Genomic DNA, 13,319 nt, shown 5'->3' on the forward strand with positions numbered 1-13,319 from the left:
GTCACTTTTTAAATAGAGTCTAATGGCCACATCGTAAGAGCGGCCATTTGCTTTTTTAGGCATGCTTAAGCGCAGCTATTTTGGGTTAGTAGCCGGAAGTAAGTTTAAGTAGAACTACTTAGTTTTAAAGTTGCCGATTACTGCGCAGGTTTTACTCTTTTCTAAGAGGTAATTTTGGATTATACATAACAACACGATCCCTTAATTATCTAACACTATGAAAAAAGTAATTATTCTATGTTATAGCTTGCTGGCTTTAGTGGCCTTTATTAGTTGCGACGAAAATTCGGTAACACCACAGGGGGAACCGGCAAAAGAAAAGTGGAGCGGCACCATTCCGGCCGATTTAAAAAGTGGGGTTTGGTTCTGGGGCAGTGCTGGCCCGTTGTCTTATTACGACCCGGATGGCAACGAAGTAGGCAAGGAAATAGAAGCCGGCCGGCAATACAAATTTTTTGTAAAAGATGGTCAGGACTGGATGGAGTTTCAGCAATATTTAGGCTTGCGCAATGGCTCTAACTGTGTAACCGAAATCTATACGCATCAACAGGGCAGAATTAAATTCGAAAGCAACCAGAAATTTACCTTTTACCCCGAAACAGGTAGTTTCAGAACCGTAAAAAACGGCAAATCGGGCACTTGCCCCAAAGAAGATAAAACCCGGCCAGCCGCCGCCGAGGAGTTAGAACCACGTACCGGCTATTACCAACTAAAAGAATTTAATGGCGATAAGCTTTTTTACGAATATGCCGAGGACGATCAAAATTTAGAATCGCCGGTATTTGTTTTTCAAAAAAACTGATTTGTAAAAAGCCGGAATTACTTAGGAGGTGAAAATATAACTATAATGGTAAGCGTGGTATAATATTTAGGTGCTTTAAAAAATGCTTTCGGGAAATTTGTAGGAATAGGTGAATTTAAGAACGAGCAAGCTTTAATATTAGGGTACACGGCTGGTGGTTGAATGCAGCGTTAAAGGAGCAAAGGGCCAATAAAGCGAACAGCTGGACTGGGAATTAATCGTGGCGTTTGCGGCCGTGCGTAAAAATATTTTTTTTGCGGCGGCCGCTGCCGCCTTTAGAATACTTGCCGGACCAAATATTCATTAATACATAGGCCATTAAAACGCCTGCTAATTCTAACAGAATTAAAAAGATAAGAACTTCCCACCAATCATAACTGTAGATATTCATAAATAATTATTACTTGCGCACTCACCCCGATTGCATTATATCAATTTTAGTAGTCATAAGCAAATAGTTTTAAGTGTTGTTACGGTTTATTCTTACCGGAAAAAGCCGATAATCGGATAAACTTACGGCGTACATGCTGCCCCGCCAGTTAATTACGGGTACGTAGCCGGCCTGGCTGCTCCCGCTAGTATCTGGTAACAGTACCTGGGTATTGCCCACGTAAGTAATATCGGGTTTATAGAGCCCGATGCGGGTAGCAATGGTGGCCAGAAAATATTCTTTATCCTGGTAAGAGGAAGTAAAACCAATTTCGTAGGAACTCTGATCGCCGCTGGCATCAAACCGCACATAATTTATACGCGAAAACGTGTCAATGGCAATAGCCGGTATGGCTAAGCCGGCGGCCGGTATGTGGGTAGCGTTAATATTTGTGCGCGGTGCTTTATAGGCACGCGTATAACTGCTGCTCTGGCCGGCCCGGCCTATAACTACGTTTCCGGTATTATCTTCGTCTGCGGCAATAGTAGCGGTTTTAGGAACTTTGTTTTTACCGTGGGTGGCTCTTATTAAGGCGAATGTATTTATAAAATGGTCGGTATTTTGCAGGTGAAATATTTCCAGCGCAGTAGCTTTTTTTTGATCTACGAGGTAAGTATGAATATTTTTTGTTTTTTCGTAAACCTGGTTTATTTTAAGCTCGTGCGGTGTGCCTTTGTACTGGTTGCACAACGTTTGCAAAAGCTTAAGCCGTTTATCGGAATTATGCACATGCTGGGCGTCCTTTAAATCCAGCGGTACCGGGTTGCCTAACACCGTTCTTTTACCAGATACCTCTTCGAAGCCCAAAACCGATCGCACCCATTGTATCATTTGGTTAAAATTCGTTTAAGGTGCAGCGTTTCTATTTCAACCTGAATATTTTCTGCTGCTTTTAATTCTTCAAAATAATCATCCAGTTTTTTTATATATAAATCCAGCAGCGCATCCTGCTCGGGAGTCAGGATGCGTACTGGAGAATATTCTTTATTTTGTTCACGTGGGGTCATGCTTATGCTTCAATGGTTTTGGGTTGGCCCAGGGTGCCAATAATTTTGCGGTTCAGTTCTTCTTGCACCGTTGCCAGTTCGGTTACGGCCGCGGCCCGCATTTTGCTGCCTTCTTCCGATACTTTAATAACGGCTTCCAGGGTTTCAATCATATCGCGGTTTACTTTTTTCAGGGTTTCTACATCTACTATGCCGCGCTCGTTTTCTTTGGCTGCCGTAACTACGTTGGCTTTTAGCAATTCAGCGTTTTTCAGCAACATCTGGTTGGTAGTATCGGTTATTTTTTTCTGAATTTCGAGGGCTTTGCGCTGTTTTTCCAGGCCTAACGCAATGGCTACCTGCTGGCGCCAAACCGGAATAACGGTATCTACGGAGCTTTGGATTTTTTGGGCCAATACTTCGTTGGTCGTCTGAATCATGCGAATTTGCGGCATGGCCTGCGTGGCAATGGTGTGGGATAAGGTAAAATCATGCACCTTTTTCTCCAGCCGGTCTTTAAACGCAATCATGTCGCTGAGCCGTTGCACCGCAATTTCGTCCTGGTCACTTGTTTCTACCTCGGCTTGCAAACGCGGAATTAGCTGCTGATCAATTTCCTCTATCTTTAGCTTGCCGGCAGCCATTACGGCGCGTACCTCCTGAATATATTCTACGGCCTGGTTAAACATTACTTCCAGGCCAGTAGTATCTTTTAACAAACTCTGCCGGGTTTTTTCCAGCTTAATTACTACTTCATCTACGTTTTCCGCCACCGATTTATACTGGCTGGCTATTTTCTTAGATTTATCGACAAACTTTTTAATAAAAGGAATGCGGGAAGCGAAGGTTGGGTTTTCCGCTTCGTCCACTTTTATCATGTTTATCTGGGTCAGCAATTCGTTTATGGCGGCCCCGGCATCGCCCGAATCTTTTACTTTTACGCGGGTTAGCAGTTCGTTAGAATAATAGCCTAACTTACGTTGCGTTTCTACGCCAAAGTTGGTCAGGGTTTCGGGCTTGGTGGGGTCTATGGTTTTGGCAATTACCTGCGCTTTTTGCTTTACCAGTTCTTTATTTTCGAGGGGAGTTATATCGGTGTTTTTCATAGTGTTATCAGAGTAAGTTGTAGTGGGTAATGGTAAGGTCGTTCAGGTATTGTTTAATATTTTCCTGGCGATGGTTGTTTTCGTACCATTCTATTGCGTCTTGCGGCAAATAATCGCCTAGTAAATCCTGAACTTCTTTTAACAGGGCATCGCCTTTTTTGGTCCGGAATTCCGGATTTTTATAATACGCGCTTAAATATTGCACCTTTACCTGTCCGGTTTTGGTAACCGCCAGCTCTTTTACTTCCACTACCAACTCCGACGATTGGTTATTATCGGTAATAATGGTGCGGTAAAGGCCTTTGTGGCCGCCTTCCAGCACAGCTACACATTTCTGCCTTACTTCTTGTATGGCGCTGCGCAATAATTGTTTCGGCCGGATATAGTGCCCGTAGATATAGCCCAGGGCGGCTGCTAGTATAAATGTTAAAAATATTGCCATTGGTATATTCGTTTAAATTAACAACTCGATTAGTTTATACGTGTAACGACCAGGAGCGGCCAGGCATTGTTAAGGATGCTCCTCATTATATAGTTTCCAGGTTAATTTACGCCGCTAAAATTTATTTTTCTATAATATTTATTAAATAAACCGGTGAACGGCCGTTTTTAACAGGTTAAACTAATACCGTAGGTTTAATGCAGGTAAAATATTCCGGTTGAAGCACACAAAAAAGCCATGTGCCTTATTCTTTATTGTTAAAGAATAAGGCACATGGCTTATAAAGACAGGCGGTTACGATTATTTATTAGTCTTAAATAAGACCTCAGCTTTTTTGAAATTGCCGCTCACGCCAGCTACAGCTAAAATTTACTGACTAATTAATACCGGGAAAGAAATTTTTTGCACGTTGTTATTTTGTTTCATTTCAATGCGTAATACTCCATCCGTATTAGTGGTAGCGGCTTTGGTTTCTACGCGTAATTGCTGGCCGTTTTTGGTAATAATTATGTCTGTCCCGCTTTCCAGGTAAGTAATCGTATAGGCCGATGTTACTTCCTTATTTGGCGTTTCGCTTTCGTCCAGTAAAGTTATTTTTCCGGTATAAATAGTATTGGCCTGAAGCCGCAGCGGCGTAGAAGATTGCTTGCCGTTAATGCCGTTATTATCCCGGAACTGCACCGATACATCTTGTTTGCCTTTGCCTTCGGCCAGAAAATCAAACATAATGGCCGTAATTTTACCTGCTTCCTCTACTGCCGGCTCGGGTTTATCTTCTTCACAGGCAATAACGCCTTGCAGCAGTACCAAAAATATTAAAGCCCAAGTTAATCTGGTAATCTTATTCATAATTGTTAGCATTAAAGGCAAATTAACTAATATTTAAAATTCTAATATTTTAACCACCCAACCTTTTTATATGAACGCTTAATAACGATTAGGCTGGTGGTTAACTCATATTGGTTAGTTTCTGTAACTGGTGCTAAATTAAGGTTACAAATTGCCCAAGTAAAGTTTAAGTGCTTAAATGACTTATTTATACGGCTTAATGCCTTAAATAAATAGTTAAGAGCAGCACCGGTTAAGGTTTATTTTTGCTGATTGCTGTTTTTAACCTTAGCTAAACGTTTGCTTTTCTGGTCCTGGTAAAGCGATTGCGGCATTAACGAACTACCGTTACCAAGGCCCTCCACATGATCCACGGGGTCGGTAACTTTTTCGGTGCCGGGTTGCCACACCGCCGTACTAACTTCCGGTTTATTACCCGATGTGCCAATAACGTAGCCGTAGCGGCCTTGTTGTGTTTGTACCGCCTGTGCCTGGCTGCCAATGCTGGTTAAATTCCAATAAAGGCTGTGGGCGGCCGTGAGCCCGTGGATGGTTGCACCGCCCCATTTGCGCCAGCCCGCCGCAAAAAAGCTGTTCTCTACGTGGCACTGGTCAAATAAATTAGAATGGCTGAAGTGCATGTGGTGGTCGGAGCCGCTGCCGCTGGTTTTCTCCTGGCCGGTAAGTCCGGTCTGGCGGCCGGTATTTTTATCGAGGCAGCGGTAAAATACATTACCCGAAGCCGTCATGTGCGACATTACAAATCCGTGGCGGTTATTCTCGGCAATGCAATCCTGTAATAAGGTTTCGTTGCCCATTACCCGGTACATGTAGCCGTTACCGCCACCACCACCAAACTGCGGGTTTTTATAATGGCAGTTTAGAATACTCACGTTTTTGGTTTGCCACACTTTAATGCCGTTAGATAATAAATGAGCGCCGGAAGTATTGCCCGGCGGCGTATAAGAAGCTACCCGCTGAATCCAGCCGTTGTAAACCTGCGCCATAGCAATGGCCCAGGAATCGTGGCTTTGGTAAGAACCGTTGGCGGGTTTGTTGTAAGATTCTTCACTCCAGTCGCCTACGGTAAAATTTTGGCGGTTGCCCAGGGCTACATCTTCTATGCCTACTTCGGTCAGCATGGCGGGTGCTTTGTATACGGCAGCACCATGGGCGGTTTTCAGGGCGTATCGGATGGGAATATCTACGGTAATTTCTTTTGTTTTAGGGTTTATGGCCATTATTTCGCGGCAATACAGTTGCCCGGTTAAATTATTGCCTTTGTCCTGCCAATATTCAAGCATGTTGTGTTCGGCAACCCAATCATTGTTAATATAATTCCGGATGATTACCAAATCGCCTACCTTAAACCCAGCGGTATTTTGCACCGGAATAATTCTGGTCGGGCTCATTAAATTGCTGGTAATGGCTTGCTTGTTGGTGCCGTCGGTGGCCCAGGAATTGCCGTTATCAATTTTAATAATGGCTTTGCCCCGCATGGCAGTAGAAGCATTATAAATAAACGTATGGCCGGAGCCGAAACCTCTTAATACCACATTCGAATGCCGGATAAGCAAACAATAATTATTTTGGCCTTGTGGGCTTACCTGGTAAGTGCCTTTGGGCAGGTACACAATGCCGCCGCCGGGTTTTGCGCCAATATCATCCAGGGCTTTTTGCAGAATATTAGTAACATCTATTTTGCCGGTATTATCGGCGTTGTAAGGCGCTTTGGTTACATCTACTAAGTTTTGGGTTTTTACGGGTATTTCCTGCTCGCCCCGGTGGTAGCCGGCGTACGAAAAATCTTGGATTAATTTATCGGAGTAAAAATTAGCTTTGGTTGGTTCCTGCCAATTGGCCGGGTATAATTCGCTGCGCCAGGTTTGCGCTTTGGTTAGGTGTAGGAGTGTGGTTAGGAATAAAATTAAGAGTATGCTTTTTTTCATTAGTTGGATATTCGCTAAAACAGGAAAGCAGTGCAGGATTTTTTCTACACCGCTTTCCTGTTGTAAAAGCCTCAAGCAATATTTTATTAGCTAGTTTTAAATATTTATTTTTTTGCCGGATTTTAGCCTTTCGCTTCCAGGGCTTTCCGGGCAAACTCTACGCATTTAGCAGTTTCTTTTACTGCATCCGAACCTTCCGGAACGGGGTACTCCAACTCGATGGTAGCGGGGAATTTGTATTTATTCTTTTTCATGAGTTGCAGCGCTGCCGCTATGGGTGTATCACCTTCGCCCCACGGAACGTTTGCCCCGCCGTTGGCTTTTGATTTCCGGTCTTTGGTGTGCATGCTTAATATATTGCTGTGCTTGGCCTGAATAAACGGAATTGGATCAAAGCCGGCAGCCACGTAGTGGCCCATGTCAAAATTAATGGCGTTGTATTTAGATTGGCTCAAAGCTGTATCCCACCAATCGAAGGTTTGCTGGGTATGGCCGTGGTAACCAATATACACTTTGTTGCGGGCGGCAATATCGCTCAGCCGCTTGGTTTGGTCAGGGCTGTTGGGTAGTTCTACGGTGGCGTGCGTGGCGCCTAAAGCTTTGGCCGCCCGGCAAGCGTAATCTACTTCGGCATCGGTGTTGTTGGCGCCTAAAGCGCTTGGTTTGTAAGCGTAAATGCTAACGCCGGCATCTTTATACATTTTCCGGAGTTGTTCAAACTTAGCCATGGGTACGCTGGCCCGCCAGGCTGCCATTTTTTTTATATATTCTTCTTGCTCGGCTCTTTGTTCGGGGGTTAACTGCGGGCGCTGGCCACCAGCGCCACCGCCCGGACGAGCCGGCGCTTCCGGTGCGCCGGCAAAAGCTTCGGCGGCCGGGCCCATTAATTCCAGAGCACTAATATTACAATCTATACAATATTGCAGCACTTGTTCGGCACTGCTGGGCATACTGCGCCAGGAATAACTAATGGCACCAATTTGCACACCATTGAACAAGGAATTGGGTTTGCCCAGGTTTTTAATGTAGGCCGGAACGCCAAAAGCAGGGCTGGCCGCCAAGGCTAACCCGCCTATTGCCAGCGCAGAAGAACCCAGGAACTGCCGCCGGGAAATAATTTCGTTTTTCATGTACTATCAACTATTATTTGTGGTGGATAAGACGGAGCATAATTTACAGAAACATTTTGATTCTGAAACCGGCTAGGTAAAAGAATATTATTTATTAAATAAACTTTGCTTACGTATAGATAAAGGATATATATTTGTGTTCCAGCTTCTAAGACTATGATTGTATTAGCAGCCCTGTTCATTTAGCTAAGGGCACCCTTTCTTCCGGCTAATAAAATGGCAGCGTTACCACAACCTGCCAGAATTTTCTTGTAATCTTATTTTCTTTATCATGTCGCAAACTGGAACAACGCAGGAGAACCTATCTTCTTTTTTTTCTATCATCAAGCAATCGCTGCAAGGCGGCGAAATAGATTATACCGTTGGCAGCATCCGGCGCTCGGTAATATTACTGGCCATTCCCATGATGCTCGAAATGATTCTGGAATCGGTATTTGCTTTGGTAGATCTATATTTTGTGGGGCACCTGCACAACAGCAGCTACGCCATCCAAGCGGTAGGCCTCACCGAATCGGTTTTAACGGTAATATATTCTTTGGCCATTGGTATTAGTATGGCGGCTACCGCCGTAGTAGCCCGCCGGGTCGGCGAAAAAGACCCGGTAGCGGCGGCCAAAGCGGGTATGCAGGCCATTTTAATTGCTAGTGCCATCAACGCCGTTTTAAGTCTGGCGGGTTTAATTTTTGCTACCGAAATATTAATACTAATGGGGGCATCGGTGGGGGCAGCCGAAGCTGGTACGCCGTTTATGCAAATAATGATGGGCAGCAGTATATTTATTATGTTGCTGTTTTTAATAAACGGTATTTTCCGGGGCGCCGGTAACGCTGCTATTGCCATGAAAAGCTTGTGGGTAGCCAACGGCATAAACATAATATTGTGCCCGATTTTTATAAACGGGTTAGGTCCCATTCCGGCTTTTGGGTTGACCGGCGCTGCTATTGCCACCACCATCGGGCGCGGATTGGGCGTGGCTTACCAGGTTTATCATCTTGCCAACGGGCAAAATACCTTAAAAATTAAAGCTTCGCAGTTTATTCCGGATTGGCTGCAGATAAAAGCATTGAGCCAGATAGCCGCACCGGCCGTATTGCAGTTTGTAATTGCCTCTTGTAGCTGGATTTTTCTGGCGCAACTGGTGGCCACTACTGGCGGCGATCATGGCTCGGCGGGTTACCAAACCGCTTTGCGATTGCTCATGTTTTTTATGCTGCCGGCCTGGGGCTTAAGTAATGCGGCTTCTACGTTGGTGGGGCAAAATCTGGGAGCAAATCAGGTGCAACGCGCCGAACAAGCGGTTTTAACCACGGCCAAATATAATGTGGTGTTTATGGTATTAATTACCATTATTAGCTTTGCCGGCGCCGAAATATTTGTTTCATTTTTCACGAACGACCAACAAATTCAGGCAGTGGCTGTGCAGGCTATCCAGATTATGAGCGTGGGGTATATTTTCTACGGCATTGGTATGGTACTAATTAACGCTTTTAACGGGGCCGGCGATACCTGGACACCCACCTGGGTAAATTTATGTGGCTTCTGGCTTTTTCAAATTCCGTTGGCTTATGTGCTTTCAAAAGGGCTGGACATGGGGCCGATGGGGGTTTTTATATCGATACCGGTAGCCGAAACATCCATTTCCCTGGCGGGCATTGTTTTGTTCCGGCGCGGAAACTGGAAAAAAGTTAAAGTTTAATATTTTATCCTTACTTGTTAACTAATACGATGGAACATTTACTTTACCCAATCGGTCGTTTTCAGCCGCAACCCGATTACACTATGGCGGAAATTAATTTTCTGATAAATTTTATGGAGCAGGCGCCAACAAAGTTTGCGCAGCCTTTAATTAACTTATCGGAAGCAGATTGCGAGAAAACGTACCGGCCGGGTAGCTGGACCATTCGGCAATTAGTACACCACGTAGCCGATATCCACTTGCTTAATTTCCTGCGCCTGAAGAAAGCGCTGACTGAGGAAAACTTTGTATACACGACTATACTGATGGATGACTGGGCCCGCACCCCCGACGCGGCCCAGGCTCCCATCCAGGATTCTTTGGCGATGCTGTCGGCTATTACGCCCCGTTTTGTTTTCCTGGTGAAAACCCTATACGAGAGTACACTTTCCAAAAGTTTTTACCACCCGGTCCGGAAAATCTATTTAAGCCTGAAACAATTTTTTTATATGGCTACCTGGCATATTGCCCACCACCAGGGGCATATTGCTTTGGCGTTGGGTTTGGAACCACAGTCTTTTAGGTTGAAGTAGAATTGCCAAACTTATAAAAACAGGAAATATTTAGATTTTATTATTATAAGTTTTGAGAAGGCATCCTTTGAGAGATTAGATATAAAATCTTATTTGGAACATCTAATTTGATTGCATCTAATATCAATTGCTATTAGTGCCTTTTTAAAAAATTTACTAACATTCTCTAATAAGCACTCTATATAAATATAGTCAATTTCAATCCGCTCTTTAGGCTCATATCCTATTGGATATTGAAGATAATCTTCTTTAAAGGGTTCTACTCTTAGACCATGAAAATTAACTCGATTTCTTTGCTTGCTATTAACTAAACCTTCTTGATGAACAATAATATTTCTTACTTCTTTCCGTTGATTTAGAGGTGTGAAGTATTGTTCTACATTTTGTTTTTCAATTTGTAAAACCTTTGTCAGATATTTCCAATATCTCATCAAATCGGCTTTGTCTCCTAAATCATCAACTTTTATTATAAAATTTAACTTAGATTCAATTCGGTTGCAGATAGATTGTAAGCGGCCTTCAAAAAAAGAGAATATAGAAATGATATTTGCGTATCTTTGCCTTCTTTGAATCTCCTTTAAAACTATCTCTTCTCTTTTAAAAACATTTCTATAATATCCGTTATAATTTTCTGGATCCATTGAATTTAAACATGCATCATCCTTCCAACTTTTTTCAAATTCTTTTTGTGCTAATAAAACGAAATTTTCTTGGTTAGAGCAAATGGCTTTAAATGCTTCAATACCAATTTCAGTTTCTTCCTCGAAATCAAAGAGTTCTGCCCATTCAAAATAGTATAAATCTTTAAACATATTTGACATGAATATTTATTTTAAATTTTCACCTTTAGAATTTTTATCTTTAACTATTCTGACTATTTGTACGTCCACTATTACATGTTAAACCTTTAATCTGATGTGGGATTGCAATTGAATTTAGCCGAAAGTGTATTCCAAATATTACACGTTGTTATGATAAATTTATTAGGTAAAAAGTTATTGACTGTCAATAATCTACCATAAACTAAATTCGTGTTTTGTCGTGTCATTTGAGAATCACCTGACAAATACATAATATTCTTTTTTAGAATGATACGCGCAGATGCGTGTCACGCGTTGCGTTTCACTTAAAGAGCGTCAGATGGGCTCATGATAAACTATTTAGTTAAAGTATTCTAATAACTTTTAGGAAGAGAATCAATTACAGGGCTAACTTCAAATCCATAAAGATCATATTCTATTCTCTTCTCATTTATTATTTTAAATAATTCAGATACAACCTTTTTATATTTAATCTTATAGTCATATGTTAATTCAATATCTGAATAATAAAGGCCATTTTCTAAAGTTAAATTTTCTTCTCTTAATAGAATAATAATTTTACAATGAAGAGAAAAATATTCATGGTATAAATTATGAGAAGATGTAAAAAATTCTGTATCAGGTAAAGATGAATGCATTTCTCTAAGTTGAATATCTGAATATTTTCGATAATCTTTATCCAAAATACGATATTTTTTAGCAATATCAGATAGCCTCATATAATAATCATATTCAACTTTTAATGTCCTCTTCCTGAAATCATCATGCTTTGACTTTTTACGGTTATCATTTCTTTCTGTAACTTTGAAAATCCAATAAAAAGAAACAATAGCTGCTATTAGAAATAAAAATAAAGCCATAGTAATAATTAATTTAAATATTAAAGGATATTATGAAAAAATTAGTACTAGGTGTAAAATGGACAAAGGTGAAGCCTGGGAAGAAATATGTAGTTAGAACTCTTATATTTATTTTCCTAAATAAAAAAACTAGACCATTTTCGGATCTGGATGCACCCACGGCTGCCGGTAAGGGCGGGTGAGCAGGGCTGTAGCTTCGGAATCGCCGACAATTTCACGTTTAACCGGGTCATACACCAATGGCCTTCCCACTTGCATTGATAAGTTGGCCAAAATACAACTAGCCGTAGAAATATGCCCTTCTTCTATGTCGGCTACGGGTTTGGTTTTGTTTTTTATGGCCGCCAGGAAATCGAGCATGTGCAGGCGCGTAGCCGGTGCGGCATTCAGTTCAATGCGTTCTTCGGTTAAATCTTCGGGATATTTTTCTTTTTCGTACACCACATCCTGGTGAATTTTCTGGCCGTCTTTATCCTGCGGAATAAAATCGTATTGCATGGTGCTGGCAATTAAGGTGCCTTTGTCGCCGTACAACGTAAACGCCCACGGATATTCCGGATTAGCCGGGGCGCCCCAACTCCGGTGCTGCCAGACACAATTCAGTCCGTCGTACTCAAACAGCGCCGTTTGGGTATCGGCAATATTGGATTTGCCTTCTTTCTGTACGTAAATGCCACCGGTAGAACTAATGCGTTTGGGCCAGCCCAATCCTAACATCCACCGCACCGTGTCGAGCATGTGGATGCACATATCGCCCATAATGCCGTTGCCGTATTCCATAAAAGTACGCCACCACCTAATATGCGGTAGCCCATCGTAAGGTCGTAGCGGAGCCGGTCCTGTCCACATATCATAATCAAAAAACGCGGGTACCGGCTGCGTTGGCGGATTGCCGTTGTTGCGCATGTGGTAATAACAGCACATTTCTACATGCGATATTTTCCCGAGCAAGCCGGCATCTACTACATTTTTTTTCGCATGAATTAAATGCGGGGTGCTTTTGCGTTGGGTACCTACCTGTACTACCCGGTTATATTTGCGGGCAGCTGCTACCATAGCTTCGCCTTCAATTACATCTACGCTAATGGGTTTTTGTACGTAAACGTGCGCCCCGGCTTTCAAGGCGGCAATAGTTTGCAAGGCATGCCAATGGTCGGGGGTACCAATTAATACAATATCCAGTTTGTTCTCAGAAAGCAGTTTCCGGTAATCGCTGTACAGGCGCGGCGCTTTGCGGGTTTTTAACCGCTGACTTACCAATTTAGCGGCCTCTTCCAGTTGGTTCTGATCCGGATCGCAAAGGGCCACTACCTCTACGGGGGCTACTTGTATCAGCCGGAACAAATCGCTTTTGCCGTACCAGCCCGTACCTATTAAACCTACCCGGTAGGGTTTTGGGGCTAAACTGCTTAAATCTACTGCCTGGGCACCAATAGCGGTTAAGGCTAGCGAGGCCGTTGCCCCTTTAATAAAATTGCGTCGGTTAATATTAAAATAGGGCATAGTGGCAGATTAACAGAATAAATAATAGGGCAGTGGTAATATTTGGCTAATAAAGGAAATATCCGGATTATTCTAAAGCTTTTTTGCCGGAGATAAAATCTGCTGGCTAAATTTTTATCGAATATTCTTTGCTAAAATATTATAGGCAAAAGATTAGGTAATGTATTTTAGAGAGTGCTTTGTTTGATTATCAA

Annotated in this window: 14 protein-coding genes; 3 read left to right on the top strand and 11 right to left on the bottom strand. The window is 42.7% G+C overall.

From position 1 onward, the window contains the following. Positions 1–217: 217 nt before the first annotated feature. Positions 218–802, top strand: coding sequence for a hypothetical protein (locus tag F0145_RS04890; RefSeq protein WP_150087176.1), 585 nt, complete (start codon positions 218–220; stop codon positions 800–802). A gap of 214 nt (positions 803–1,016) precedes the next feature. Here the strand turns inward: F0145_RS04890 and F0145_RS26095 are convergent, their stop codons facing one another. The 8 genes from F0145_RS26095 to F0145_RS04925 form a co-directional block, all read right to left on the bottom strand. Then, entirely contained in the window at positions 1,017–1,193 is a 177-nt protein-coding gene (locus tag F0145_RS26095) for a hypothetical protein (protein ID WP_190277473.1), read from the bottom strand. A 69-nt stretch (positions 1,194–1,262) separates the two neighbouring features. Continuing rightward, positions 1,263–2,063 (bottom strand): hypothetical protein, encoded by an 801-nt coding sequence (locus F0145_RS04895; RefSeq protein ID WP_150087177.1) that lies wholly within the window; start codon positions 2,061–2,063, stop codon positions 1,263–1,265. After that, positions 2,060–2,239 carry a hypothetical protein gene (locus tag F0145_RS04900; protein ID WP_150087178.1) on the bottom strand — a complete coding sequence of 60 codons (180 nt, stop codon included), beginning with the start codon at positions 2,237–2,239 and terminating at the stop codon, positions 2,060–2,062. The genes F0145_RS04895 and F0145_RS04900 overlap by 4 nt, the downstream gene beginning before the upstream one ends. Before the next feature lie 2 nt (positions 2,240–2,241). Continuing rightward, the gene (locus F0145_RS04905; protein WP_150087179.1) at positions 2,242–3,324 is read right to left on the bottom strand and encodes a toxic anion resistance protein; all 1,083 of its coding nucleotides are present in this window, start codon (positions 3,322–3,324) and stop codon (positions 2,242–2,244) included. A gap of 7 nt (positions 3,325–3,331) precedes the next feature. Next, the gene (locus tag F0145_RS04910) at positions 3,332–3,766 is read right to left on the bottom strand and encodes a hypothetical protein (protein ID WP_150087180.1); all 435 of its coding nucleotides are present in this window, start codon (positions 3,764–3,766) and stop codon (positions 3,332–3,334) included. 369 nt (positions 3,767–4,135) lie between these two features. Continuing rightward, positions 4,136–4,615, bottom strand: a complete 480-nt coding sequence (locus F0145_RS04915; protein WP_150087181.1) for a hypothetical protein — start codon at positions 4,613–4,615, stop codon at positions 4,136–4,138. Between the two features lie 239 nt (positions 4,616–4,854). Next, positions 4,855–6,543: a glycosyl hydrolase family 28-related protein gene (locus tag F0145_RS04920; RefSeq protein WP_150087182.1), complete on the bottom strand. Its 1,689-nt coding sequence runs from the start codon at positions 6,541–6,543 to the stop codon at positions 4,855–4,857. A gap of 122 nt (positions 6,544–6,665) precedes the next feature. Continuing rightward, the gene (locus F0145_RS04925; protein WP_150087183.1) at positions 6,666–7,673 is read right to left on the bottom strand and encodes a sugar phosphate isomerase/epimerase family protein; all 1,008 of its coding nucleotides are present in this window, start codon (positions 7,671–7,673) and stop codon (positions 6,666–6,668) included. Positions 7,674–7,944: 271 nt separating this feature from the next. On the opposite strand from F0145_RS04925, the gene F0145_RS04930 reads away from it, so the two are divergent. Further along, on the top strand, positions 7,945–9,369 hold the full coding sequence (locus tag F0145_RS04930; RefSeq protein ID WP_150087184.1) for an MATE family efflux transporter: 1,425 nt from the start codon (positions 7,945–7,947) through the stop codon (positions 9,367–9,369). A 29-nt stretch (positions 9,370–9,398) separates the two neighbouring features. Further along, entirely contained in the window at positions 9,399–9,941 is a 543-nt protein-coding gene (locus F0145_RS04935; RefSeq protein WP_150087185.1) for a DinB family protein, read from the top strand. A gap of 89 nt (positions 9,942–10,030) precedes the next feature. Here the strand turns inward: F0145_RS04935 and F0145_RS04940 are convergent, their stop codons facing one another. From F0145_RS04940 to F0145_RS04950, 3 genes are all read right to left on the bottom strand, one after another. Next, the gene (locus tag F0145_RS04940) at positions 10,031–10,762 is read right to left on the bottom strand and encodes a hypothetical protein (RefSeq protein ID WP_150087186.1); all 732 of its coding nucleotides are present in this window, start codon (positions 10,760–10,762) and stop codon (positions 10,031–10,033) included. Positions 10,763–11,115: 353 nt separating this feature from the next. Further along, positions 11,116–11,622, bottom strand: coding sequence for a hypothetical protein (locus F0145_RS04945; RefSeq protein ID WP_150087187.1), 507 nt, complete (start codon positions 11,620–11,622; stop codon positions 11,116–11,118). 129 nt (positions 11,623–11,751) lie between these two features. Next, complete coding sequence (locus F0145_RS04950; RefSeq protein WP_150087188.1) at positions 11,752–13,125, bottom strand: Gfo/Idh/MocA family oxidoreductase; 1,374 nt, start codon at positions 13,123–13,125, stop codon at positions 11,752–11,754. Positions 13,126–13,319 lie beyond the last annotated feature (194 nt).

Source organism: Adhaeribacter rhizoryzae (assembly GCF_008629685.1).
Classification (GTDB): domain Bacteria; phylum Bacteroidota; class Bacteroidia; order Cytophagales; family Hymenobacteraceae; genus Adhaeribacter; species Adhaeribacter rhizoryzae.